We start from the raw sequence: 26,019 nt of genomic DNA on the forward strand, positions 1-26,019 counted from the left end.
ACTGTGGGGGCGACTTCAGTCGCTAAGCAGGCCGAAGGCTGCCCTTCACATTCGAAATCGCTCCTCATCCATCAATCCATGCCCACCTTCCAACCCCGGTCAAAACCGGGGAATTGGGTGGGAATCGGGTGGGGGAAATACTGGCACTTTCCCCATTGGCCATTCCAACCGTCTGATTTAAAAGGATTTGTGCTGATGGCACAGGCATTGCTCGGTCAGTCCTGCCCTCTATTGGCATCCGTGCACCTGATACCGAGGTCAGCCAAATGAAACGGACTAATCCTTCGCGCAGTGCAAACCCCATTTTCGATGGTGCCCCGAGGGCATCTCTTTACCTGGGCGGCGCCCTTCTATTGCTGGGCGCGCTCTTTCCCACCGAGGAGGCACGGGCGGCCGTGCAGTGCACGCGCAACCTGGTGGCCAACGTCGTGGCCCTGGACCAGCCGCTGATGTTCAACCGCCTCGGCGCGCAGAACATCAACGGCATGATGTTCGCCCTGCGCCGCGATGTGGTGGACAAGAATGAAGTGCCGCTCACCCAGGGCGGCGCGGCGGTACCCGGTGAAGTGGCGCTGCGTCCCGACAAGCGTCCGCGTCCGCTGGTGCTGCGGGTGGCCGCGGGCGACTGCCTGACCATCAACCTGCAGAACCTGCTGGCCTACCAGGCCAACCCCCGCAACCCGGACGACCCGCTGTTCAGGAAGGACGAGCAGGTTGCCGACCGCCATGTCGGTTTCCAGGTCAACGGCATGCAGGCGGTCAATGACATTGGCGACATCGCCACCAACGCCGGGCGTAATCAGAACAACCTGATCCCGCCGGGCGGCAGCCGCTCCTACACCCTGTACGCCGAACGCGAAGGTGCGTTCGCCGCCAGCAGCTACGGCGCCACCTTCGGGGGTGAAGGCACCGGCGGCAACACCGCCAACGGCCTGTTCGCCCAGGTGGTCGTGCTGCCCAAGCTCTCTCGCACCTACCGCAACGTGGTCACCGAAGAAGAGATGCGCCTGGCCACCACCGGACGTACCCCGGCCGGCCAGCCGATCATCGACTACGAAAAACGTTATCCACAGACTTCGCCCTGGACTGAGGAAGGCAAGGCCGGCCTGCCGGTGATCGCCATGATGGACAACGGCGAGATCATCTCCAGCGACACCGATGCCGTGGTCATGGGGCCCAACCCCGATGGCACCTTCCCGCAGAACACCTACCCGCTGGAAAGCTACGGCAAGCGCAACCCGGCGCTGCCCAATCGCCTGGAACCCTTCCGCGACTTCTCCTCCGTGTTCCATGACGAGAACGCCGTGGCCCAGGCCTTCCCCGGTTACTGGAACGACCCAGTGTTCGGCCATGTGCTGGAGCCGACCCGCGACTCCTTCATGATCAACTACGGTGCCGGCGGCATCGGTGCCGAAGTGGTGGCCAACCGCCTTGGCGTCGGTCCGATGCATGACTGCCTGTCCTGCGCCTACGAAGAGTTCTTCCTCAGCGCCCACGTCGTCGGCGATGCCGCCATGCAGGTGGATGTGCCGGCCAACGTTGGCCTCGAATCCATCCTCCCCGGCCAGGTACCGCCGGAAGGCAGCACCGGGGTGAAGGCCACCATGGCCCTGTTCCCGGCCGAGCCGTCCAACGTTGCCCACAGCTACATTGGCGATGCCGTGCGCATCCGCAACACCCACAACGGCTACGAGCAGCATGTGTTCCACCTGCATGGCCACCAGTGGCTGTTCAACCCCAATGACGACAACTCCGACTACATAGACGCCCAGGGCATCGGGCCGGGCTCGGGCTACACCTACGAAATCGCCAACGGCGGCTCGGGCAACCGCAACCGCACCTCGGGCGATGCCATCTACCACTGCCACTTCTATCCGCACTTCGCCCAGGGCATGTGGGCCATGTGGCGCATCCACGACGTGTTCGAGGAAGGCACCCGCCTGGAGGTCTCCGAAGAAGGAGACGATGGCTATCACAAGAAAGCCTTCGAGCTGCGCAGCGGCCTGCCTGCTCAAGGCGCCCGAGCCCTGCCGGACGGCGAGATCGTCGCCGGTACACCGATTCCAGCCATCATCCCGCTGCCGGGCAAGGCCATGCCGCCCATGCCGGGCAAGGTGACCGTAGTCGCCAAATACGGCGAAGAGCTGGTGGCCGCAAGTGACGATGACGACGAGCACGAAGAGGGCGATGACGATTCGAACCACGAGCCGGAACGCAAGGCCGTGGGTTCGGTGGCCCTGGTGGATCGCAGCGAAGCCAACCGCAATGCCGACGGCACCTTGAAGAACCCCGGCTTCCCGTTCTGGATCGGCGGCATCGAAAGCACTGTGGGCCAACGCCCCAGCACCCCGCCGCTGGACATGCTCGACACCGCAAAGGCCCAGAGCCTGCGTGATTCCGGCAAGGCCCTGTGGGCGAACATCGACCCGGCGCAGGCCGGTGGCTGGGACGGTGGCCTGCCGCGCCATACCCTCGACGGCATGTCCGCCGGCGGTGAGGCCGAAGTGGTCACCAGCGCCCTGGACTTCTCCAAGGTGGTCCATCGCGCCAAGGCCGTGTTCCTGCCGGAAGAGGGCACCGATGTCGAACAGTCGGTCATGGCCTTCCATGCAAAACCCAGCCATGCGAGCTTCGCCGTGTCGCCCAGTGGCGCCGTGCAGGCCAGGGACTTCCGCACCAACGGCGCCCTGCCGGTGGGCGGCGCGCCGTACTACGAACCGTGCATGGACGACACCGGCAAGCGCCTGACCCAGGCCTCCGCCCTCGGTCGCTACAACAGCGGCGACACCATCAATGGCCAGTCCTTCACCGGCAGCTCGGCGTACACCGCCGACCGCCCGCGCGTCTACAAGGGTGCCAACATCCAGTTCGACGCCGTGTTCAACAAGGTCGGCTATCACTTCCCTCAGACCCGCATCCTTGCGCTCTGGGAAGACGCCTGGCCGGTAATCACCAAGCAGCAGCCGCCGGAGCCGCTGGTGATGCGGATGAACACCTTCGACTGCACCATGTACCAGCACACCAACCTGATCCCGGCGGTGTATGAGCTGGACGACTACCAGGTGCGCACGCCCACCGACATCATCGGCCAGCACATTCATCTGCCGAAGTGGGACCTGACCGCCTCCGACGGCTCGGCCAACGGCTGGAACTACGAGGACGGCACCCTCTCGCCGGCCGCCGTGGTGGAACGCATCCACGCCATCCGCGAGTACAACCACTGCACCGAGGCGGACCCGCGCGACGGCACCCAGGAATGCCCGGTGGCCAAGGAGCATCCGTACTTCGGCCAGTTCGGCCGCGCCGACTGGCTGGGTGCCCGCACCACCCTGCAACGCTGGTTCGCCGACCCGCTGATCAACACCTACAACGTCGACCGGGGCCTGGGGAACATCTTCACCCACGACCACTTCGGCCCGTCCACCCACCAGCAACTCGGCCTCTACGCCACCGTGCTCACCGAACCCGCCGGCTCCAGCTGGTACCACGGTGAAACCGGCCAGCCGCTCTACAGTGGGCGCCCGGACGGCGGCCCGACCTCCTGGCAGGCGGTGATCGCCACCGGCGACCTGGACGGCGACGGCAAGAACGACAGCTTCCGCGAGTTCTTCATGGAGTACAGCGACTTCCAGCATGCCTACGAGGCCGGCGTCTACGTTGGCGCAGGTCCTGACGGCGTCCCGGATGCCGGTGCCTATCCGACCTCCATGGACAGCTTCCGCTACGCCATCAACCCGCCTGTGCGCCAGTCCGGCCCGAACCTCTTCGAGTCGGTGCGCGAGGCCGCTGGCGGCCAGGTCCTGGGCTGCCCGAGCCGTCCCTGCCCGCAAGCGATCTCGGTGGATGACCCTGGCATGTTCGTCGTGAACTACCGCAACGAACCGGTGGGCCTGCGCATCTTCGACCCCTACAAGGTGGCCCCGGACGGCAAGCCTGGCATGCAGGCAGACGGACTGGCGGGTGATCTCGCCTATGCCCTGCAGACCCGCACCGACCGCGCCATCCCCGCGCTGAACCTGGCGCCCAGCGCCATCAGCTCGGCCACCGGCCCCACCGGTGCCAGCACCGCGTTCCCGCCGCACATCAACGTCGGCGGCGATCTGCCGGGCGACCCCTTCACCCCGTTGCTGCGGGCTTACTCAGGCGACAACGTGCGCCTGCGGATGCACGCCGGCGGCCACGAGGAGGAGCACAACGTCACCCTGCACGGCGTGAAGTGGCTGCATTCGGGCACCGGCTTCGGCAACAGCGGCAACTCGGGCTGGAAGGCCTCGCAGATGGTGGGCATCTCCGAGCAATTCGGCTTCGTCGCCCCGGTGACCATGATGTCTGGCAACACCACCTATGAAGCCGCCGACTACCTCTACAACATGGATGCTTCCATCGAGGGTTACTGGAACGGCATCTGGGGCGTGATGCGCAACTACACCCAACCGCGCGCCGACCTGTTCGCCCTGCCGAACAACCCGCGCCCGGTATCGTCGCGCAACACCACCCAGTTCGACGGCGTGTGCCCGCGCACCAGCCCCAACCCGAACGGCATCGGTACCCGCACCACGGTGCAGCGCAACTACGAGATCGTCGCGGCGCTCGCCAACGACATCCTCGGCAATCCGCTGGGCCTGACCATCGGTGATCCGGCCGGCGCGGGCATGCATGCCGGCGGCCCGCTGAATCCGCAGGGTGGCACCCTGGTGTACAACTCGCGGCCAATGACCATTCCGCAGGCCACCGTCATAGACGAAGAAGACGGCGAGGTGTTCACCATCGGCGGCCAGTCCGGCCCGCTGCACGACCCGACCGCCATCCTCTATGTGCGCAAGGCCGACCTGGACCCGCTCACCGGCAAGCTGAAACCCGGCGTGCCCGTCGAGCCGCTGGTGCTGCGTGCCGCCGCGGGTGACTGCGTGAACATCACCCTGGAAAACCGCCTGCCGCAGGTGATGCCTGACCTGCCGACCTATGCGGTGATGCAGGGCCTGGTCAAGCGCGACCGCAACAGTGCGCAGGGCCCGACCACCTTCAACAACAACATGATGCGGCCCTCCAGCCATGTCGGCCTGCACACCCAGTTGCTGGCCTACGACATCACCAAGTCGGACGGCTTCAACGTCGGCATCAACCCGGTGCAGACCGTGGAACCGCGTGCCGCCGCCGGGGGTGCCTGGCCGTCGAAGAGCTACAAGTTCTACGTCGGCCACCTGGAGCGTGAAGGCAAACCGGTGACCCAACTCGGCCGCAGCGTCGACAACATCACTGCGACCCCCATCGAGTTCGGCGGCTTCAACCTGCTGCCGGCCGACCCGGTCAAGCAGGGCCAGAAAGGCCTCGCCGGCGCCATGAGCATCGCACCCCAGGGTGCCACCTGGGTCGAGGACGCCAACATGCGCGCCGCTGCCACCGTGACCCCGCTGGCCGGCACCAGTGCGCCATACCGCGACTTCTCGCTGGTGCTGCACAAGTCGCTGAACATGCGCTGGGCCAACGGCCGGCCGGTGGAAAACATGGCCTCCGAAGGCTTCGGCATCCCCGCCGATCCCAAGGACAACTCCGGCATGGCCGTGAACTACAAGAGCGAGCCGCTGTGGTACCGCTTCGGCAAGGCGCCGGACGCACCCTTCGGCCACGCCCAGGGCCACGGCTGGGGTGACGTGCCCAACGCGCACATGGCGTACAACAACGAGCTGGTGGGCGGCGACCCGCTGACCCCGATCATGAAGGTCAAGCCCGGCCAGGCGTTCCGTACCCACGTGACCATGCCCTCGGGGGGTAGCCGTGGCATGACCTTCCAGCTCGATGGCCACGTCTGGGCGTTCAACCCCTTCCTGTCCGAGAAGCTGGATGTCTGGGGCTATCCGCAGAAGAACGCCGGCATCGGTTCCCTGCGCTTCGGCATCAACCCGGCGGCGCTGTACATCGGAGCCCAGGAGAGCGTGCTGCCAGCGGCGCACTTCAGCCTGTCGATCCCCAGCGCCGGCGGCGCCAATGCGGTGCCGGGAGACTACCTGTACCGGGACTACGCCGCCTTCGGCAACGTCGGCGGGGTCTGGGGACTGCTGCGGGTGACCAACGAGCAGTAGGGAACAGGATGGTGTTGAGCGTGGCGACACCCATCATCGGAGCCCACCAGAACACTGAAATCGCAGGCCAGAAATGTCCTGCGATTTTCTTTTTTCGGGATCGTTCACCAGGCAGGACTGCGTCCTGCTTGGCGAATGAATTCGCCCCCACAGGATTGTGCCAAGACAGAACGCCGGCACGGACAGCCCCCTCTCCCTCTGGGAGAGGGTTGGGGTGAGGGCTGCCATCGGCTGGCGCGGATGCCTCGTCATTTTCGCGAATGAATTCGCTCCTACAGGGCAGGACTGCGTCCTGCATAGCGATTGAAATCGCCCCCACAGGACTGTGCCGAAGGTGGGCAGGGAGTCACCCCTCGCCCGCTTGCGGGAGAGGGGCCGGGGGGTGAGGGCAGTGTCAGGCTGGCTCGCACTCGCCAACGCAGCATTCCCCAAAAAAGGGGGAAATGGGTGGGGAATATTCCGGGGGCCACCCTTGCCCAGTTCGCAACCCATTGAATCCAGAACCCTTTCGCGGCTGGCACAGGCATTGCTCCTGCATCAGGGCGAGGTCCAGACGAAGGGGAAGGACGCCAGATGAAAGCCCTGCACAACGCTTCCAGCCTGCTGCTGTTCACCGGCTTGTTGGCCGCCCAGTTGCCCGCCGCCGAAGCACCTGCCGGCGTTTCCCAGCGCCTGGTGCGCGATGGGGTCGCCATCGAGTTCGAGGCGCGGCCGCTGGGCAGTGATGGCGTGCTGACCGAAGGCATGTTCGCCGACGTGCGACTGCGTGTTACCGATGCCACTACCGGCCAGCCGCTGGCCGGGCAGGTGCCGGGCGCCTGGCTCGACCAGGCCTTGCCGGAAGGCCAGGCCGACCAGTGCAAGGTGCGCATCGGCACCTACCTCAAGGGCGTCCTCAGTGCCCGTCCGCTGGTGGACCTGAACAGCTACTACCTGGTGGTGATGAACAAGGATTCCGCCCTCACCGTGATCGATCCGGTGACCTCGGTGGGCGGCATCACCAGCACCTTGACCCGCGTCCCGCTGAAGCGTCCGCCCATGGACTGGGCCGCCAGCGCCGACGACCGCCTGCTCTACGTGTCCATGCCCAGTGCGGGTGAGGTGGCGGTGGTGGATACCAGCGAGTTCAAGGTGCTGAGCAGCCTCCCGGCCGGGCCCGAACCGGTGCGCGTGGCCCTGCAGCCGGACGGCCGCTACCTGTGGGTCGGCAACAATGCCCAGCGCGGGGAAGAGGGCGGCGTGACCGTGATCGATACCCAGGCGCGCAAGACCGTGGCGACCCTGGCCACCGGCGGCGGCCACCACGAAATCGCCTTCAGCGGCGACTCGCGCTTCGCCTTCGTCAGCAGTCGCGATGCTGGCCGGGTGACGGTCGTGGATGTCGCCAGCCTGAAGAAGGTGCAGGACATCGAGACCGGACCGAGCCCGCTGTCGATGGCTGTCTCGAAGCTCTCCGGTGCGCTCTACGTGAGCGACGGCAAGGCGGGCACCATCACCGTCATCGACGCCCGCAGCCTCAAGGTGCGCAAGGTGATCGACGCCGGCCACGGCCTGGGCCCGCTGCGCTTCACCCCGGATGGGCGTTTCGGCCTCGCGTTGAACAGCCTGAATGACCAGGTGCTGGTGCTGGATGCCGGGAGCGACGAAATCGTCCAGCGCGCCGAAATCACCGCCGAACCCTACCAGCTGGTGTTCACCCGCAACTACGCCTATGTGCGCGGCCTGGCGTCGCCGAAGGTGACCATGATCAACCTGGAGTCCCTGGGCAGAGGCAAACAGATCATCGTCCAGGCCTTCGAGGCCGGTCCTGCCGCGCCCAAGCTGGCTGGCGATCTGCCGTTGGCCGACGGCCTCAGCCAGGCGCGCGACGAAGGCGCCGTGTTCGTGGTCAACCCGGTGGACAACACCACCTACTTCTACATGGAAGGCATGAACGCCCCCATGACCGGCTACCTCAACCGGGGCCATACCTCGCGCGCCGCACGGGTCATCGACCGCAGCATGCGCGAAGTCGAGCCGGGCCTGTTCAGCAGCCGGATCAAGCTGCCGGCACCGGGCAAGTTCGACCTGGCGGTGATGCTCAACCAGCCGAAGATCGCCCACTGCTTCAGCGCCGAAGTGCAACCCAACAAGGCCATGGCCGCCCAACGCAACAAGCCGCGCGTGGAGTTCCTCATCGACCAGCCCCAGGTGAGTGCGGGCGCCACCACCCAGGCGCGCTTCCGCATCCTCCAGGGCGGAGACGAGCAGCCGAAGACAGGCGTCGCCGACCTGCGTGTGCGCTACTTCCAGGCGCCGGCCTCGCGCCCCTACGAGGTGGCTGCGGTGGAAGTGGGCAAGGGTGTCTATGAAGCGCCGATCGAACTGAAGCAGGCCGGCGCGTATTACCTGCACGTGGGCTCGGCCTCCCTGGGCATACCCTTCGGCTCGCAACCCTATGCCAGCCTGCGCGCCGTCCCGGCCCAGGCGCGAACCAACCCATAAGGAGCACGCCATGGAACCGTTGAAGACAGGCATCGCCGCTGCACTGCTCACCCTGGGTCTGGCCGCCGGCCCGGTGCTGGCGGACCACAGCCCGGAAGAGCACGCCGCCCACATGGCGCAGATGGCCGCTGATCCCCATGCCCAGCACCAGGGGCATGCCGGCGCGCAGGGTGCCCAGGTGGCCTTCGCCGATGTGCCGTTGCTGGATCAGGACGGCCGCGAGCTGCGCCTGAAGGACGATCTGGTGGGTGACCGCATCGTCGTCATCGGCTTCGTCTACACCAGCTGCACCACGGTCTGTCCGGTGATCTCGGCAATCATGCAGAAGCTGCAGAATCAGCTGGGCGAACGCGCTGGCCGCGACGTCCAACTGATCTCCCTGAGCATCGACCCGCTGCGCGACACCCCTGAACGCCTGCACGAATACGCCGGCCGCTTCGAAGCGGGCGAGGGCTGGCGCTGGGTCACCGGCAGCAACGAGGCGGTGACCGAGACCCTCAAGGGCCTCGGCACCTGGACGGCGAACTACCAGGACCACCCGCCGCTGATCATGGTGGGCGATGGTCGCACCCGGCAGTGGACCCGCTTCTACGGCTTCACCGATCCCGCCGTGCTGATGGCGCGGGTCGACGAGCTCAGTGCCGCCCGCGAAAGCGGCGGCCACGAGCAGCACGTCATGCACGACCACTCCGCCCACGACCATGCCGCCCTCGCCCAGGAGACCCAACCATGAAGCGCCTGCTCCCGCTCGTCCTGGCCATGGCCCTGGCCAATGTTGCCCATGCCCACGAAGGCCACGAGAACCACGAAGCCGCTCCGACTTCCAATGCGCCCGCCGCGCAGACCCTGAAGGCGGGCGGCACGACGGACGCCCAGACCTACTTCACCGATACCCTGCTGCGCGACCAGAACGGCCAGGAGGTGCGCTTCTACAGTGACGTGCTCAAGGGCCGGCTGGTGATGCTCAACGTGATCTTCACCCACTGCAACGACGCCTGCCCGCTGATCACCCGCAAGCTCAAGGAAGTGCGCGACGCCATGGGCGAGGACCTGGCCAAGCAGGTCTACTTCATCTCCCTGTCCAGCGATGCCGAGAACGACACCCCGGAAGTGCTCAAGGCCTTCGCCGCCAAGCACGGCGTGGACTCGCCCAACTGGATTTTCCTGACCGGCGACAAGGCCAATATGGACCTGGTACTGGCCCGCCTGGGGCAACTGGGTGAAAGCCCCGAGGCCCATTCCACGCTGCTGATCGCCGGTGACGTGCCGAACAAGCGCTGGAGCAAGATTCGCCCCGACGCGCCGGTGCCCGCCATCGCCCAGCGCCTGCAACTGATGACCATGCCCGTGGCCGGACGTTGAGGGCCGTTGCCATGTGGCGCGCCGTGCTGCTGGCCCTGTTGCTCGCTCTGCTAAGCCCCGCGTTCGCGTTGGAGCTCAGCCCCGAGGAAGCGGCGGGCCGGCGCATCTACCTGGAGGGCGTGGGCGCGGCCAATGGCGAGATCAGCGCGCGGGTCGGTGCCGGCGATACCCTGGTGCCGGCAGCGGTGATGCCCTGCGCCAACTGCCACGGTGCCGATGGCCGCGGTCGTCCGGAAGGTGGTGTGCGTCCGCCGGATATCACCTGGCGACGCCTCTCCCTGCCCTATGGTCAGCTTCAGGCCAACGGCCGCAGCCATGGCCCCTACGACGAAGGCGCCTTGGCTCGCGCCGTGAGCGAGGGCCGCGACCCCGCCGGCAATCGCCTCGACCCGGCCATGCCGCGCTTCGTCATGTCCCTGCGTGACATGGCCAACCTCACGGCCTACCTCAAGCGCCTGGAAGACGACCGCGACCCCGGTGTCCAGGAAACCGAGCTGCGCCTGGGAACACTGCTGCCAACGCGAGGCCCCCTGGCTGAGCTGGGCCATACCGTGGAAGCGGTGCTGCGGGGCGCCCTGGCGCAGGTCAACGAGGCGGGTGGCATTCATGGCCGACAGCTGACGCTGGTGGTACGCGACCCCGGTATGGACCGGCAAAGCACACAGCGGGCGCTGGACCAGTTGCTCGGTGAGGACCAGGTCTTCGCCTTGCTGGCCCCCCTGGTGCCCGCGCTGGATGGCGACCTTTCCGACGCCATCGGCAAGGCCGGCGTACCCCTGGTGGGGCCGCTGGCGCTGTTCGACGAAGCCGATGACAACCGGCTGGTGTTCAACGCATTGCCGGGCCTGCGCGAGCAACTCTTCGCCCTGGCGCGTTACGCCAGCAGCGACCTCGGCCTGCAGCAGCCGGAGGCCCTGGTGGTCTACCCCGGCGAGGCCCGGCAACAAGGCCTGGCCGAATCCCTGGCTCTGCGCCTGATGGACCAGGGCTGGTCGCGGGTGCGCCTGCTGGACTACGACAGTGAAAACCGTGATCGCGCCCTGGGTTCCGCTGCCAAGGGCGCACAGGGCGTGTTCTTCCTCGGGCAGTCGGACGACTTCGCCCGGCTTGCCGATCAGCTCCAGGCCGACGACCTTTCACCCTACCTGTTCGCCGCCTCGGCCCAGGTCGCCAGCAGCGCCCTGCGCATTCCGCCGCGCTTCTCCGAACGGGTATTTCTCGCCTATCCCTTCATGCCCGCCGACTGGACCCCGGAAGGCGAAGCGGCGCTGCTGGCGATACGTCGCAGCCAGGGGGTGGGTGGCCAGCACGCAGCCTTGCAGGTAGGCGCCTACTGCGCCGCCATGCTGGTCAGCGAAGGCCTGAAACGGGCGGGCCGTGACGCCAGTCGCGAGAAGCTGGTCAGTGCACTGGAAGGCCTACGCGGTTTCCACACCGGCCTGACCCCGGCACTGGATTTCGGACCGGGGCAGCGGGTGGGCCTGGCCGGCGCGCATATCGTCACCGTCGACCTGCACAGCCAGAACTTCCGGCCGCTGGGCAGGTTCATCAAGGTGGACACACGGCTCTAGGCATCACGAAGGGGAGGACAGGACATGCAAGGCAATCCTTGGCTCGGGCTGGTCATTGGCCTGCTCACGCCCCTGGTGCTGGCCGGCGAAACCGGCATCGCCGCGCGGGTCAACGGCACCGACATCAGCAACTTCCGGCTGGAGCGGCACTTCGTCGACTACCTGAAGATCCAGGGCCGCCAGGTGGGCGCCATCCGCAGCCCGGTGGCCTACAAGCGCCTCAAGCGCGAGGCGCTGCAGCAACTGATCGACAAGGAACTGCTCTGGCAGGAGGCCAGCCGGCTGGGCATCAGCGTGTCGGATGAGGAAATCAGCGGCAGTCTGGCCGAAATGAAGGCCGCCTTCCCCGACACCCAGGGCTTTACCCGGGCACTGGAGGAGGCCGGTTTCGATGAGCCGTCCTACCGCGACTACCTGCGCCATGAACTGGTCGCCAGTCGTGTGCTCGATGAACTGGCCAAGGCAACCCCACCCACTGAGGCAGAGGTGCAGGCGGCCTACGAAAGCCTGAAGCCGCAGGTCGACCCGGCCATGGACGAAGCCCGTGCCAAGGCCCTGGTGCGCCAGTACCTCACCGGCCAGCGCATGGCCCAGGGCCGCGAGCAGGCGTTGGAGAAATTGCGCGAGAAGGGCAGGGTGGAAGTGCTGGTGGCGCTGTAGGGGCGCGCTTTCCGTCCTGCTTTTCTGTGGGGGCGATTTCAATCGCTAAGGAGACCGAAGGGCTCCCATGATGTTCCGCGCGGCGGTGAATACCCTCACCCCCGCCCTCTCCCAGAGGGAGAGGGAGTTGTCCGTGCAGTCCGAGGCGCCGCTTTTCTGTAGGGGCGAATTCATTCGCCAAGGAACCCGCAGGGTTCCCATGAAAGGCCTTCCCCACTTCTGGGGATAGCCACTGGCCGACATCGGCCATTCCCCCGGTTTTGGGGGAACCCCCGATGGCGGGGAAATCACCCCCATTGCAAATCAGCGACTTAGAAGCCCCTCCGGCCAGCCAGTCGGCTGGCACGATGCATGCGTATGTCCAGGCAAGGGCGGATTCCGGCAGCACCGGACCGCCATGGCCCCTGGAGGTACCACCATGGACAGCCAGCTTCTGACGCAGCCTGTACCGGAGCGTTTCGATACCGAACTGATGCGCGCTGCACGCAAGCGTTCGGACGAGCTGGGTCATCGCCTGGTGGATGCCCTGGATGAGTTGGCCAACCTCTCCCCCGATACCTTCGCTCAGCGCCTGGGCAATACCCTGCATTACCCGGTACTGGCCTTCGAGGCCCTCAGCCGTGGCATGCCCTGCTTCGAGCGGGTTCCGCTGGCGCTGGCCCTGAAGCGCGAGTTCGTCCTGCTGGAGCTGGATGGCGAAACCCTTGGGGTTTTCGCCGACCCCTTCGACGAGTCGCGGCTGGCCTGGATCGAAGAGCAGCGCCAGGGCGCGCCTCTCTACCTGGTGCATCCGCGCGAGCTGGCGGCCTACCTCGAACGCCATGAAGAAAGCTTCCACGCCGTCGATTCCCTGCAGGCGGGTGCTGGCAACGTGCAGGAAAGCGAGGCCCTGGAAACCCTCTCCCTGGCGCGCATCAGCGAAGACGCCAGTGTGGTGGTCAAACTGGTCAACTCCACCCTCTACGACGCCCTCAAGCTGCACGCCAGCGATATCCACCTCGGCATGACCGGCAACGGCCTGTCCATCAAGTACCGCATCGACGGTGTGCTGGGCGGCGGCAGCCGGGTGCCCGGCGTGGAGCTGGCCGAGCAGGTCATTTCGCGGGTGAAGGTGATGGCCGAACTGGACATTGGCGAGAAGCGCGTGCCCCAGGACGGACGCTTCAAGATCGGCATCAATGGCCGCCAGATCGACTTCCGCGTCTCCATCATGCCGAGCATCTTCGGCGAGGACGCGGTGCTGCGGGTGCTCGACAAGCAGGACCTGGCCGACCAGGTCCACGGCGTGCGCCTGGAGGCCCTGGGCTTCGAGGACGGCACACTGCGCAGCCTGCGCCGGCTGGCCTCGGAGCCCTACGGCATGGTGCTGGTCACCGGCCCCACCGGCAGCGGCAAGACCACCACGCTGTACGCGATGATCACCGAGATCAACCACGGCGTGGACAAGATCATCACCATCGAAGACCCGGTGGAGTACCAGCTTCCCGGCGTGCTGCAGATCCCTGTGAACGAGAAGAAGGGCCTCACCTTCGCCCGTGGCCTGCGCTCCATCCTGCGCCACGACCCGGACAAGATCATGGTCGGCGAGATCCGTGACCCCGACACCGCGCAGATCGCCGTGCAGTCGGCGCTCACCGGTCACCTGGTGTTCACCACCATCCACGCCAACAACGTGTTCGACGTGATCGGCCGTTTCAGCCAGATGGAAGTGGACCCCTACAGCTTCGTCTCGGCGCTCAACGCCGTGTTGGCCCAGCGCCTGATCCGCCTGGCCTGCCCGAGCTGCGCCGAGGCCGTGCAGCCGGGCGAGGAAGAACTGCTGGCGTCGGGCATCGACCCCGCGACCGCGCACCAGTACCGCTTTATCACCAGTCCGGGCTGCGGACGCTGCCGCGGCACCGGCTATCGCGGGCGGACCGCCATCGCCGAACTGCTGCGCCTGGACGATGACCTGCGCCAACTGATCATCGAGCGCCAACCCATCAGCCGCATCAAGGAACTGGCCGTCAAGCGCGGCCTGCGCCTGCTGCGTACCTCGGCCCTGGACCTGGTCCGCGAAGGCCGCACCACGCTGGAGGAGATCAACCGTGTCACCTTTGTGGCCTGAGGCCTATACCGCCGTGCTCGGGCCCCACAGCGTGGGCCTGTTGCGCTGCCGCGACCGCGAGTGGCTCGGCAGCACCGACTTCGATGCCGTCGGCGGCCTGGCCTGGCCGTCCGCAGTGGCCGCGCTGGAAACCCTGCTGGCCGGACGCAAGCAGGGGCGGGCCATGCTCAAGGTGCTGCTTTCCAGCCACTACACACGTTTCTGCCTGGTGCCCTGGAGCGAGGCCATCAACACCCCCGAGGAGTTGGCCGGTTACGCGCGCCTCTGCTTCGAAGACATCTACGGCAATCTGGGCGAGGGCTGGAGCCTGTGCCTGGCGCCGGAAGCCGCCGGCCAACCGCGGCTGGCCGCCGCCATGCCGGACGAGCTGCTCACCCAGCTGCGCAGCCTGGCCAAGGCTAATGGCCTGCAACTCGCCTCGGTGCAGCCCTACCTGGTCGCCGCCTTCAACCGCTACCGCGCGGCGTTGTCGATGGACGACTTCCTCTTCCTCGTGGCCGAGCCCGGGCGCGGCAGCCTGCTGCTGGCACGCGGCGGTCGCTGGGCCACCGTGCGCTCGGTTGCGCTGGACACAAGCGACACCGCACTGAATGACCTGATCGCCCGCGAAGGCGAACTCCGTGGCCTGGAGCAAGACGCTCCGGCCGGCTTCTTCCTGCATGCCCCGGGACGCGCCGGCCAGTTCGCCGCAGAAGTCGCCCGCCTCGACGCCGAGCTGCCCGAAGGGCGGTATCAGGACCCCTTGCACGCCATGGCAATGACGGTGAACTGACATGCGCCCGATCGATCTCGACTTCCAGCACAAGCCCGTTTCCAGCATCCCCGGCTGGTTGCTCCTGGGTGGCGGGATGCTGATGGCCGTGCTCATGCTCGGTGCGCACCATGGCATCGGCAACGAGACCGAAACCCGCAATGCCGAATTGCAGCGCGTGGACCAGCAATTGCAGAAACGCGGCCTGCGCCAGGCACCGCTCTCGGCCGGCGAAGAGAAGGCCCGCGCCGCCAGCGTGGCGGAACTGCGCCGCATCACCGCGCAGATGAACCTGCCCTGGGACGGCCTGTTCGCCATGCTCGAAGCCCAGTCGCGCAAGGACGTCGCCCTGCTGTCGCTGACCCCCGATGCCCGCAAGGGCCAGCTGCGCATTTCCGCCGAGGCGCGCGACCTGCCGGCCATGCTGGCCTTCCACCGGGATCTGGAAGCCAGCGACGCGCTGAGCGATGTCTCGCTGCTCAATCACGAAATGGTCACCGAGCAGGCCGAACGGCCCATCCGCTTCAACCTGCTGGCGAACTGGGGGGTGAAGGATGCACGTCCCTAGGCTGATCCTCATCGAACAGACCCGCCGCCTCGGCTGGCCGGGTCTGGTCGGCGCCACGCTGCTGGTCCTGGCCCTGGGCTACGCCCTGTTCGGCCTGCTGCCGGCGCGCGAAGCGCTGACGAACCTGGATCAGCAACTGGCCGCCGACCGCGCGCAACTGGCGGCGGCCCCCAGCGCCGTCGCCGCCAAACCGGCCAGCGACGCCTCATCGGCCCAGCTGGAAGACTTCCGCCGCAACCTGCCGGCACAACTGGACGCCACTGGCGCCATCGACCGCATCTACGTCCTGGCCCAGCAGGAGGGCATCTCCCTGGCCCGTGGCGAATATGCCCTCGGGCTCGATCCCAAGACCCGCCTGGCGCGCTACCAGGTGCTGCTGCCCGTGCGCGGCAGCTACCCGCAACTGCGCCGCTTCCTCCATGGCCTGCAGGCGCAACTGCCGGCCCTGGCCCTGGAAGAGGTGGACCTGCAACGCAAGCAGATCGCCGACTCGGAACTCGAGGGGCGTATCCGCATGACCCTGTATCTGGCGAGGTGACCATGGCACGCCGCATGTTCTGGTTGGCATTCCTCGGCTCGGCCGCCGTCCTGGCGGTGGTTCCTGAGTTCTTCGGCGAGCAGGCCGAACCCATGGCCATGCCGCGCCCGCAGCGCCTGGCGGCCCTACCCGAGACCGCCGCGCCGGCCTCCGCCCCGGCCGCGCCGGTGGTGGCGGAAATCGCGGTACCGGCGTCCGACCTGTTCGCTGTGCAGAGCTGGTACGTGGCGCCGCCGCCGCCCCCGGCGATGGCCTCCGCACCGCCGCCTCCGCCACCGAAGCCGTCGGCGCCGCCGCTGCCGTTCAAGTTCATCGGCAAGATGGATGACCGCCAGCAGCTGCAGGTTTTCCTGATGCGCGGCGAGCAGGTGCTGGTGGTGCGCGAAGGCGACCTGATCGACAAGACCTACAAGGTCCAGCGCATCGATACCGAGCGCATGACCCTGGTCTATCTGCCCCTGGATATCGCCCAGACCCTGGTCGTCGGGAGTTCGCTATGAACCGCCTGACCTGCTGCCTCGCCCTGGTGCTGCTTGCCGGTTGCGCCACCAACCTGGCCCAGCGCGAAGGGCTGGACCTGATCGACGCCGGCCAGTTCGAAGAAGGCCTGGCCAAGCTGGAGCAGACCGCTCGCGAGTCACCCAACGACGTCGGCGCGCAGATGGCCGTGACCACCCAGCGCGCCAGGGCGGTGAAGGCATTGCTCAGCGATGGCGACCTCGCCCGCACGCAGCGCGATTTCGCCACTGCACGGCTGAACTACGTGCGGGTGCTGCGCATCGAGCAACATAACCAACGGGCGCTGGACGGCCTGCATGTGATCGAACAGCAGCGCAACATTCAGGACATGCTGCGCCAGGGCCAGACTGACCTGCGCCGGGGCGATGTGGTGGGAGCCTCGCGCCAGGCACGCGGCATCCTTGCGCTGGACCCGGAACATGAAGGCGCTCGCGAGCTGCAGCGCAGCATCGAAGTGGTCCAGGCCCGCTCCGCCGTGCCCTATCCGCAACTGCGCTCGCGCCTGGATCGCCCCGTCACCCTGGAATTCCGCGACGCCAACCTGAAGGTGATCTTCGAAGTGCTGGCGCAGACCTCGGGGCTGAACTTCATCTTCGACAAGGATGTGCGCCCGGACCTCAAGGCCACCATCTTCGTCCGCGAGGTGCCCATCGAGGATGCGGTGGAGCTGCTGCTGCAACAGAACCAGCTGCACCAGCGTGTGGTGAACGACAACACCATCGTCGTCTACCCCGACTCGCCGCAGAAGCTGAAGGATTACCAGGACCTGGTGATGCGCACCTTCTACCTGACCAACACCGACGCGGCGACGGCGATGAACCTGGTGAAGACGTTGCTGAAGACCCGCGACGTGTTCATCGACGAGCGCCTCAACACCCTGACCATGCGCGACACGCCCGACGCCGTACGCATGGCCGAGAAATTGTTCCAGGCCCAGGACCAGTCCAACCCCGAGGTGGTGCTGGAAGTGGAAGTGATGGAGGTCTCGCGCAAGCGCATCCTCGACCTCGGCCTGCAATGGCCCAACACCTTCGGTGTGATCAATGACGACGGCTCGCCGGTGACCATCCTCGATCAGCTCAAGGGCATCGACTCGGGCCGTATCAGCATCTCGCCGTCGCCCCAGCTGAAGATCAACGCCCAGGACAACGACGTGAACACCCTGGCCAGCCCGGTGATCCGCGTGAGCAACAAAGAGCAGGCCCGTGTCCACATCGGCCAGCGGGTGCCCATCGTCAGCGCCACCTCGGTGCCCTCCACCCAGGGGCCGGTGATCACCGAGAGCATCACCTACCTGGACGTCGGCCTGAAGCTGGAAGTGCAGCCCACCGTGCACCTGAACAACGAGGTGGCGATCAAGGTCGCGCTGGAAGTGAGCAACGCCACGCCGCTGACCCCGACCCAGAACGGCACGATTCCGGTTCAGGTAGACACCCGCAACGCCCAGACCACCCTGCGCCTGCGTGATGGCGAAACCCAGGTGCTGGCGGGCCTGGTGCGCAACGACCAGTCCAACAGCGGCAACAAGATTCCCGGCCTCGGCGACCTTCCCGGTATCGGTCGGCTGTTCGGCAGCAACAACGACCAGCTCGCCAAGTCCGAGCTGGTCCTCTCCATCACCCCGCGCATCGTGCGCAACCTGCCGTATCAGAGCCCCTACGACATGGAATTCCCGTCGGGCACCGAGAGCAGCATGCGCGTACCGACGGTGCGCGGCCCGGTGGAAGCCCTGGGCGTCGACCTGCCCGATGCACCGGCGGTGGTGGTCAGCCCCGCCCCCATCAGTGGGAGGCCCTGAGCCATGCAACGCCAGGCCGCCTTCTCGCTGATCGAACTGGTGATCGCCATGGCCATCCTCGGCCTGCTCGCCAGCATGGCCGCACCGCTGGCGGAAACCGTGATCCAGCGCGGCAAGGAGCAGGAGCTCAAGGCCGCGCTCTACGAGATCCGCGACGCCATCGATGCCTACAAGCTGGCGGCCGATGCCGGGCATATCGAGAAATCCGCCGCCAGCTCCGGCTACCCGGCGTCATTGCAGGTGCTGGTGGACGGCGTGCGTGACCTGCGCAGCATCAAGGGCGAGCGCATCTATTTCCTGCGCCGCATCCCCCGCGATCCCTTCGCCGACGCGCGCCTGGAGCCCGAGGAAAGCTGGGCCCTGCGCGCCTACACCAGCCCGGCGGACGACCCGCGCCCCGGCGTGGACGTGTTCGACGTCTATTCCATGACCGCCGGCCGTGGCCTCAACGGCACGCCTTACCGGGAGTGGTGAAGATGGCACGGCAGAAGGGCTTCACCCTCATCGAACTGCTGGTGGTCATGGCCATCATCGCCACGCTGATGACCATCGCCGTGCCGCGCTATTTCTCCAGCCTGGAGAGTTCCAAGGAGACCACGCTGCGGCAGAGCCTTTCGGTCATGCGCGAGGCCCTGGACCAGTTCTACGGCGACACCGGGCGCTATCCTGATTCGATAGAGGAACTGGTTGCCCAGCGCTACCTGCGCGCCCTGCCACAGGACCCGATGACCGAGCGCAGCGATCTGTGGGTGCTACTGCCACCCCCGGAAGGCGCGCCGGGCAGCGTCTACGACGTCAAGAGCAGCGCCCCTGGCCGGGCGCGGGACGGGAGCCTCTATGCGGACTGGTGAGCAGGGTTTCACCTACCTCGGCGTGCTCTTCCTCGTGATGCTGATGGGGATGGCACTGGCCGGCGCGGGACAGCTCTGGTCCACCAGCAGCCAGCGCGCCCGCGAGCGCGACCTGCTCTGGGTCGGCAGCCAGTATGCCCAGGCCCTGCGCAGCTACTACCGGGCCTCGCCGGGCGTGGCGCAGTACCCGGCGAGCCTGGAAGAACTGCTTGAAGACAATCGCTTCCCGGAGCCAGTCCGCCACCTGCGGCAGCTCTACCCCGACCCCATCACCGGCAGCGCCGATTGGGGCCTGATCCGCTCCTTCGACGGTCGAATCGCCGGCATCTTCAGCCAGTCCCGCCAGCGCCCGCTGAAGCAGGCGCACTTCCCCGCGCAATGGGTGGAGTTCGAGGGGACGGGCAGCTTCGCCGATTGGCGCTTCGTCGCCGAGAAGGCCTTCATGGAAAACACGCCAGCGGGGGCCACGCCATGAACCGCGCACCGCTGCTGGCCGTCCTCGTCCTGTGCTGCGCCCTGGGCACGGCACGCGCCGATGAAGACGAGATCATGGGCTTCATCGTCGACTACACCATTTCCCACATCGGCCACGACTTCTACCGCTCCTTCAGCGAGCGCCTGCGCGACACCAGCAAGCTGGACTTCAACCTGGTGGTGCGCGAACGCCCCGATGCCCGCTGGGGCAGCCTGATCTGGGTGGAGTACGAGCAACGCGTGCTCTACCGCCAGTTTCTCCCGCCCAACACCGCGGAACTGCAACCCACTGCCTACGCAGCGGCGGACCTGGTGCTGGAGGCCATTGCCCAAACGAAGCTGCAACGCCTCCTGCAAGACACACACGACATGGAGAGGGACGAACTATGAACAAGAATAGACTTGCCCTGTGGCTGCTCGGGTTCGGCCTGGTCGGAACAGTCCAGGCCACTGAACTGGTGTACACCCCGGTCAACCCCGCATTCGGCGGCAACCCGCTCAATGGCACCTGGCTGCTGAACAACGCCCAGGCGCAGAACGATCACGACGATCCGGATTCCGGTTCCACGGGGACCCGGCAGAGTGCCCTGGAGCGCTTCACCAGCACGCTGGAATCGCGCCTGCTGTCGCAGTTGCTGACCAATATCGAGGAAGGCAATACCGGCAGCCTCACCACCGAGTCTTTCATCATCAACATGATCGACGACGGGGGGCAGCTCACCATCGAGATCACCGATCGTGCCACCGGCGAAGTTTCGGAAGTCGTCGTCAACGGCCTGCTCCCTTAATCCAGGCATCGACAGGAAGCCACCACCATGAACAGAGTGCTGATGCTGGTCCTGCTGCTCGCTACCCTGCAAGGCTGCGGTCTGCGCCAGCCGATGTCGGCTGACACCGAAGGCCAGACCCCGACGCTGACCCCGCGTGCCTCGACCTATTACGACCTGCTGAACCTGCCCCGGCCCAAGGGCCGCCTGGTGGCGGCCGTGTACGGCTTCCGTGACCAGACCGGGCAATACAAGCCGACCCCGGCCAGCTCCTTCTCCACCAGCGTCACCCAGGGCGCCGCCAGCATGCTGGTGGACGCGCTGCAGGCCAGCGGCTGGTTCATGGTGCTGGAGCGCGAGGGCCTGCAGAACGTGCTGACCGAGCGCAAGATCATCCGCGCCTCGCAGAACAAGCCCAACACGCCGGCGAATATCCAGACCCAGTTGCCCCCCCTGCAGGCCGCCAACCTGCTGCTGGAAGGCGGCATCATCGCCTACGACACCAACGTGCGCAGCGGCGGTGAAGGCGCCCGTTACCTCGGTATCGGTGCCTCCCACGAGTACCGGGTCGACCAGGTTTCGGTGAACCTGCGGGCGGTGGACGTGCGCAGCGGCACGGTGCTGGCCAACGTGATGACCACCAAGACCATCTATTCGGTGGGGCAGAACGCCAGCGTCTTCAAGTTCATCGAGTTCAAGGAGCTGCTGGAGGCCGAGGCTGGCTACACCACCAACGAACCGGCGCAGCTCTGCGTGCTGTCCGCCATCGAATCCGCCGTCGCCCACCTGATCGCCCAGGGCGTGGAACGCCGGTTGTGGTCGGCGGCCGGGAACGAACCGGTGGAGCAGACCTCGCTGAAGAAATACATGGGGGCGCAGGTGTCCATCCACTGACCCTCCGTCGTCAGGGCGGAACCCGCTGCCGCGTACGGGTGGTCAACTTTTGTGTGACTACCCAGCGAGAGCCCGCCATGACCACGCCTATTACCCGTAACACCGCCATGCGCCTGACCAGCGAAGCCTTCGTACCCTACGGCTGCAAGGTCAGGAGCAACGAAGCGGACGACAGCTTCAGCTTCACGGTCCATGACTTGCACGGGCAGCAGGTCCTGTCCATCGAGAACATCCAGAGCACCCAGTACGCCAACCCGTTGCGGCTGGCGGGGGTGATCGCCCAGGCCCGCGCCGACCTGCAGCGCGAGGGTCGCAACCTGGATCCCTGGGCGATGCCCTACATCCCTGATCCGGAAGTCCTGCCGGAAGCGCCGCCAGTCTATTGATACCGGCGGCAGCAACGTCGCTCAGGCGCGCGCCGCCTGGGCGGCGATATGGTCGAAAACCCCCGGTTCCAGTGCCGATTCCCCTTGCGCATCGAGCATCTGCCGATACTGCAGGTTGGCGGGCAAGCTACTGTTGATCAGCTCCAGCAGCCGCACTCCGCGCGGGGTGAGCACGAAATTCTCGCCATTGCCTCCCTGGTCCTCGGGGCGACTTTCGATGAAGCCGTTGTTGAACAGCAGCGACTCGTAATCGGCCGCCTGCATCTTCAACTGATCCAGGTTGCCACCCACCGCCTGGCCAGCAGCCTGGCGATCCTCCACCAGCTCGGCGACATACTCGCGCGGCGCATAGGCGACGTGGGCGGATTCCTGGACCTTGTGCAGGAGCAGTTCGAGCATCTCCCAATCGTGGTGTTTCATGGCATCGCTCCTCGGGTGTCTGTGAAGCTGCGACCGCCGAGAGAGGAGTGGGGTTCGGGTGAATGGTGTTAGTGGTAGCGGGTTGGTAGGAGCGAGCTTGCTCGCGAACAGCCCGAGCCCGCCCATTCGCGAGCAAGCTCGCTCCTACAGGGAAAACATCAGGCCGGCTGGAAGTCTGTTGGGCAGCACTGCGTCCTGCTTCGCGATTGAAATCGCCCCCACAAGGTGAAGCGCTCGTGTGGGCAGGGCGGTCCAGGCGCGAGTCACCCCTCGCTCGCTTGCGGGAGAGGGGCCGGGGGTGAGGGAGGCATCAGGCCGGCGGGAAGTCTGTTGGGCAGGACTGCGTCCTGCTTCGCGATTGAAATCGCTCCCACAAGGTATAGCGCTCGTGTGGGCAGGGTGGTGCAGGCGCGAGTCACCCCTCGCCCTCTGGGAGAGGGGCCGGGGGAGAGGGTGACTTCAGGTTGGCTGGGAAAATTTGTAGGGTGGATAACGCTCTTTTTATCCACCATCGCAACTGCCGGAAAGCGATTTTTGATTGGTAGGAGCGAGCTTGCTCGCGAACAGCAGCAGGCCCAGCAGGGTAAGGAAAGTACGCATCACCAGCTCCCGTAAGGAATGCCGAAGCGTTCGATATAGCGTTTGGAAGCGTCCGACAGGGGATAGTAGTGACCGCCTGACTGGCCCAGATGTGGCCCCAGGGGCTCTACCTCGGCCTTGGCGCTGGCCACCTTGATCGACCGGTAGCAGCGGTTATAGACCCAGACCTGGATGATGCCGCCCGGAGCCAGGCCTAGATAGAGCGACGCTCGGTAACGTGAGACTCTGTCTGGCTTCTGTGGGCAGCGCCAGGCAATGGAGTCCCGCATGATCTGACGCGCTTCCTCCGGGATGTCCACCCAGGCGCGGTAGGTTTGCGGCTCGACGATGGACTGCCAGCGCACGTAGATGTGTCGGGGCAGATCAGCGCCGACCACCGCGACGCCGCTGGGGCCGGCTCCGCCGCGCCAGCCGCGCGCGGCCTCGGTGCCATCCTCCGGCTCATCGCCAGCGGCAATTCCCCGGCCGGTATTCCGGAACAGGTGGCCGCGGATATCGACGACTGCGCTGTCCTCGACCCAGACCTTCATATAGGCCGGATGAGCGAAACCCAGGCTCCACCAGGGGTTGTGATCGTCCTGAGCGCCGGAAAGCGGGTCCATGGCCTGGCAGCCGCTGACCAGCAGCAGGCCCAGCAGGGTAAGGACAGTACGCATCACCAACTCCCGTACGGAATGCCGAAGCGCTCGATATAGCGCTTGGCCTTCTCGCTGGGCTTGTAGGCATAGCGTCCCTCGTTACGTCCCTGATCCGGTCCCAGCGGCTCCACCTCGGCTTGGGCGCGAACCACCTTGACCGACCGGTAGCAGCGGTTATAGACCCAGACCTGGATGATGCCGCCCGGGGCCAGGCCCAGGTACAGCGTGGCATCATAGCTTGAGACCCACTGGGGTTTCTCCGGGCAGCGCCAGGCCACGGAATCGCGCATGATCTGCCGCGCTTCCTCTGGGATGTCCACCCAGGCGCGGTAGGTCTGCGGCTCGACGATGGACTGCCAGCGCACGTAGATGCGCTGGGGCAGGTCCGCACCGACTACGGCGACTCCCGTGGGGCCGGCGCCGCCCCGCCAGCCGCGGGCGGCTTCGGTGCCATCCTCCGGCTCATCGCCAGCAGCAATGCCGCCGCCGGTATTCCGGAACAACCGACCGCGGATATCGACGACTGCACTGTCCTCGACCCAGACCTTCATATAGGCCGGATGAGCGAAACCCAGGCTCCACCAGGGGTTGTGATCGTCATGAGCGCCGGAAAGCGGGTCCATGGCCTGGCAGCCGCTGACCAGCAGCAGGCCTATCAGAAGAAAATGGCGCATCGAATCAGGCTCCTGTGCTAGGCATGGGGGTGACGCACGCGCCGGCCATCGGCGGTGGGGGCATTGATGAAGGTCAGGGCGACCCCCGTGCGTGGGGTCCGGCCCTGCAGGCTTACAGGCGGGTTCCAGTGGGCCGAGCAGTGGATGTAGTGCAGTCGCAACAACTGCTCTTCGGCGGGGGTGGTGCTGTAGTCGTCTCCCATGAATCGGTTGCAGAGCGGCTGGAGTTCAAGTGGCAATTGGGTGTCGGAGCGGTCAGGGATATCGTCGAAGTTCACGCCCTTTTGCCGGGCCAATTGATGCATCAGCCGCAGGTAGACCCGCGACAGTTCGCCCCGCACGGAGCGCTTCAGTTGCAGGGCGGCATAGACGCGTTTGCGTGGAGGGGCCAGGCGGTCAGTCGGATCGAGTGGCAGCGGCCGCGCCTCGGGGGTAACGATGGTCAGCATGTGGGCTGGCCAGCCTTTGGCCAGCCAGGCGTCCCGGGCCCGCTCGGCATCGCGGTGGATGGAGGTGCTGCGCACATCGGTGTGCAAGGGGACGTCCAGCGCCTGCATGGGGCTGACCAGCAGGGTTTCCTCTGCTTCGGCCAGGTAACCGCCCCCAAGGTCGGCATGGACGCCAGGCAGAACGATTTCGCGGTGCTCGGGCTCGGTGCTGTTGAGGGCGAAGTTGGCGCGGTATTCGTCCCGCGCCACCAGGTGCACCACTGTCGGGAAATGGGCAGGTGCCAGGTAGAGTTGCAGGCCTGGGGTACTGGCACTGCGCACATTGCCCAGGTTGGCAAGGCCAGCGGTGGAGGCCACGGTGTCGAACAGGCCGATAACGGCCACCTGCACTCCTTGCCCGTAGCGGCCGCTCAGGTCGTGGCTGAAGGTGCCGCTGGTATCGGGGAGCAGCATGCCCAGGGGGCCATTGCGGCCCTTGGCGATCTGGTTGGCGAAGTGCCGGGCCGCTGCTGCGCCTCGGCTGAAACCGAAGATATCGAAGGTCAGCGACTCAATTTCATAGTCGGTGTTTTCGTCGATGAAGTCGTAGCAAACCCTTCGGATATCCTTAAAGGCCTGCTGCACCTTTCCCGCCACACCAGTGGCGCCACGCCCAGTGCCTGCGCCGAACAGACTGTCCTCCTCACCCACGCGGGTGCCGCTGCCCTCGACATAGATACGTCGATAGCCCTGTTTGGCTGTGGCCGGCAGCTTCTGGGTTTCGGGATACAGGTCATGGAGCAGCCTGATATTGGTCACGCCATTGCCATAGCTGCTCTCCGGGTCGCGCATATAGGGCTTGCAGCTGGCGTCCAGGTCGTCCTCGGTGATGGCGTGCTGGGCGCCGCAGAGTAGGCCCAGGGCGGCGTTGGCGGCATTGTTGTAGGTGCCGTCGAAGAACACGCCGATGCGTAAGGCGATGCGAAGTTTGGCCTTGGGGGTATGCGTGAAGGGCTTCCAGTCGGGCGGTAGCTTGGGCTCAGCGGGAGCGGGCGGGGCGGAAACCGGCGCGCCAAACCAGGCCAGGTCGTCGGCCAAGGAGGGCCGTTTTCCGCTCAGGGGCTTGAATGGACGCCGGCTGATCAGCAGCCAGTCGCCGCTGCGAACGTGCTCGAGAATCCGGTTCCGACAGTATTCCTCCTGTCTGTCGTTGGGATCGATGCCGCATTCGCTGAGCAGTCGCTCGAGCCCGGGTAGTTGCCAGGGCTCGTCCAATGCCCGATCGACTTTGGAGACGGCGAAGAAAGGATCCTCCACCTGGTCCTCGTTGACGGGGTCGAAGATCGACCGTTTGACCAACCTGTCCATTGCGCTGTGCTTCCTGTGAGGCTCCATGGTTGAGGAGCGAGGCTTGCACAGGCGTGATGCCCTGGCGGCGTGATGCGGGCT

The 26,019-nt window shown here is 66.2% G+C and carries 23 protein-coding genes; 19 read left to right on the plus strand and 4 right to left on the minus strand.

Translation table 11 applies throughout. The features are described from left to right. Positions 1 to 266 precede the first annotated feature (266 nt). From mnxG to DM872_RS12195, 19 genes are all read left to right on the plus strand, one after another. A complete protein-coding gene (gene mnxG, locus DM872_RS12105) occupies positions 267 to 6,080 on the plus strand; it encodes a manganese-oxidizing multicopper oxidase MnxG (RefSeq protein ID WP_256873384.1) in 5,814 nt (1,937 codons plus the stop codon). Positions 6,081 to 6,653: 573 nt separating this feature from the next. Further along, complete coding sequence (locus tag DM872_RS12110; RefSeq protein WP_179059721.1) at positions 6,654 to 8,564, plus strand: YncE family protein; 1,911 nt, start codon at positions 6,654 to 6,656, stop codon at positions 8,562 to 8,564. Between the two features lie 10 nt (positions 8,565 to 8,574). Continuing rightward, a complete protein-coding gene (locus DM872_RS12115; RefSeq protein ID WP_179059722.1) occupies positions 8,575 to 9,297 on the plus strand; it encodes an SCO family protein in 723 nt (240 codons plus the stop codon). Continuing rightward, positions 9,294 to 9,926, plus strand: coding sequence for an SCO family protein (locus DM872_RS12120; protein ID WP_179059723.1), 633 nt, complete (start codon positions 9,294 to 9,296; stop codon positions 9,924 to 9,926). Before DM872_RS12115 ends, DM872_RS12120 begins: the two co-directional genes overlap by 4 nt. Before the next feature lie 11 nt (positions 9,927 to 9,937). Beyond that, positions 9,938 to 11,497: a cytochrome c/ABC transporter substrate-binding protein gene (locus DM872_RS12125; RefSeq protein WP_179059724.1), complete on the plus strand. Its 1,560-nt coding sequence runs from the start codon at positions 9,938 to 9,940 to the stop codon at positions 11,495 to 11,497. Positions 11,498 to 11,521: 24 nt separating this feature from the next. After that, positions 11,522 to 12,157, plus strand: coding sequence for a SurA N-terminal domain-containing protein (locus tag DM872_RS12130; protein ID WP_179059725.1), 636 nt, complete (start codon positions 11,522 to 11,524; stop codon positions 12,155 to 12,157). Between the two features lie 418 nt (positions 12,158 to 12,575). Continuing rightward, a complete protein-coding gene (locus DM872_RS12135) occupies positions 12,576 to 14,264 on the plus strand; it encodes a GspE/PulE family protein (protein ID WP_179059726.1) in 1,689 nt (562 codons plus the stop codon). After that, positions 14,245 to 15,036, plus strand: a complete 792-nt coding sequence (locus DM872_RS12140) for a hypothetical protein (RefSeq protein WP_179059727.1) — start codon at positions 14,245 to 14,247, stop codon at positions 15,034 to 15,036. Before DM872_RS12135 ends, DM872_RS12140 begins: the two co-directional genes overlap by 20 nt. Position 15,037: 1 nt before the next feature. After that, positions 15,038 to 15,583: a PilN domain-containing protein gene (locus tag DM872_RS12145; RefSeq protein ID WP_179059728.1), complete on the plus strand. Its 546-nt coding sequence runs from the start codon at positions 15,038 to 15,040 to the stop codon at positions 15,581 to 15,583. Beyond that, entirely contained in the window at positions 15,570 to 16,121 is a 552-nt protein-coding gene (locus DM872_RS12150; protein WP_179059729.1) for a GspMb/PilO family protein, read from the plus strand. Before DM872_RS12145 ends, DM872_RS12150 begins: the two co-directional genes overlap by 14 nt. A gap of 2 nt (positions 16,122 to 16,123) precedes the next feature. Further along, complete coding sequence (locus tag DM872_RS12155) at positions 16,124 to 16,621, plus strand: secretion system X translation initiation factor (protein WP_179059730.1); 498 nt, start codon at positions 16,124 to 16,126, stop codon at positions 16,619 to 16,621. Further along, positions 16,618 to 18,438 carry a type II secretion system protein GspD gene (locus tag DM872_RS12160; RefSeq protein WP_179059731.1) on the plus strand — a complete coding sequence of 607 codons (1,821 nt, stop codon included), beginning with the start codon at positions 16,618 to 16,620 and terminating at the stop codon, positions 18,436 to 18,438. The genes DM872_RS12155 and DM872_RS12160 overlap by 4 nt, the downstream gene beginning before the upstream one ends. A 3-nt stretch (positions 18,439 to 18,441) precedes the next feature. Further along, positions 18,442 to 18,912 carry a type II secretion system protein gene (locus tag DM872_RS12165; protein ID WP_179059732.1) on the plus strand — a complete coding sequence of 157 codons (471 nt, stop codon included), beginning with the start codon at positions 18,442 to 18,444 and terminating at the stop codon, positions 18,910 to 18,912. A 2-nt stretch (positions 18,913 to 18,914) separates the two neighbouring features. Continuing rightward, positions 18,915 to 19,289 (plus strand): type II secretion system protein, encoded by a 375-nt coding sequence (locus tag DM872_RS12170; protein ID WP_179059733.1) that lies wholly within the window; start codon positions 18,915 to 18,917, stop codon positions 19,287 to 19,289. Beyond that, a complete protein-coding gene (locus DM872_RS12175) occupies positions 19,276 to 19,764 on the plus strand; it encodes a type II secretion system protein (RefSeq protein ID WP_179059734.1) in 489 nt (162 codons plus the stop codon). Before DM872_RS12170 ends, DM872_RS12175 begins: the two co-directional genes overlap by 14 nt. Then, entirely contained in the window at positions 19,761 to 20,153 is a 393-nt protein-coding gene (csgE, locus tag DM872_RS12180; protein WP_179059735.1) for a curli production assembly/transport protein CsgE, read from the plus strand. Before DM872_RS12175 ends, csgE begins: the two co-directional genes overlap by 4 nt. After that, positions 20,150 to 20,551, plus strand: a complete 402-nt coding sequence (locus DM872_RS12185; protein ID WP_179059736.1) for a curli assembly protein CsgF — start codon at positions 20,150 to 20,152, stop codon at positions 20,549 to 20,551. The genes csgE and DM872_RS12185 overlap by 4 nt, the downstream gene beginning before the upstream one ends. A 27-nt stretch (positions 20,552 to 20,578) precedes the next feature. Next, positions 20,579 to 21,424 (plus strand): CsgG/HfaB family protein, encoded by an 846-nt coding sequence (locus tag DM872_RS12190; RefSeq protein ID WP_077527345.1) that lies wholly within the window; start codon positions 20,579 to 20,581, stop codon positions 21,422 to 21,424. A gap of 77 nt (positions 21,425 to 21,501) precedes the next feature. Then, a complete protein-coding gene (locus DM872_RS12195; RefSeq protein ID WP_077527346.1) occupies positions 21,502 to 21,810 on the plus strand; it encodes a hypothetical protein in 309 nt (102 codons plus the stop codon). A gap of 21 nt (positions 21,811 to 21,831) precedes the next feature. On the opposite strand, the gene DM872_RS12200 is transcribed toward DM872_RS12195, so the two are convergent. The 4 genes from DM872_RS12200 to DM872_RS12215 all read right to left on the minus strand — a co-directional run bounded on the left by DM872_RS12200 (position 21,832) and on the right by DM872_RS12215 (position 25,938). Continuing rightward, positions 21,832 to 22,230, minus strand: a complete 399-nt coding sequence (locus DM872_RS12200; protein ID WP_179059737.1) for a transcriptional regulator — start codon at positions 22,228 to 22,230, stop codon at positions 21,832 to 21,834. A gap of 599 nt (positions 22,231 to 22,829) precedes the next feature. Continuing rightward, a complete protein-coding gene (locus tag DM872_RS12205) occupies positions 22,830 to 23,486 on the minus strand; it encodes a DUF2931 family protein (protein ID WP_179059738.1) in 657 nt (218 codons plus the stop codon). After that, complete coding sequence (locus DM872_RS12210; RefSeq protein WP_179059739.1) at positions 23,486 to 24,142, minus strand: DUF2931 family protein; 657 nt, start codon at positions 24,140 to 24,142, stop codon at positions 23,486 to 23,488. The genes DM872_RS12205 and DM872_RS12210 overlap by 1 nt, the downstream gene beginning before the upstream one ends. A gap of 17 nt (positions 24,143 to 24,159) precedes the next feature. Then, entirely contained in the window at positions 24,160 to 25,938 is a 1,779-nt protein-coding gene (locus tag DM872_RS12215) for a phospholipase effector Tle1 domain-containing protein (RefSeq protein WP_179059740.1), read from the minus strand. Positions 25,939 to 26,019 lie beyond the last annotated feature (81 nt).

The sequence above is a fragment of the Pseudomonas taiwanensis genome (assembly GCF_013393345.1).
GTDB lineage: Bacteria > Pseudomonadota > Gammaproteobacteria > Pseudomonadales > Pseudomonadaceae > Metapseudomonas > Metapseudomonas resinovorans_C.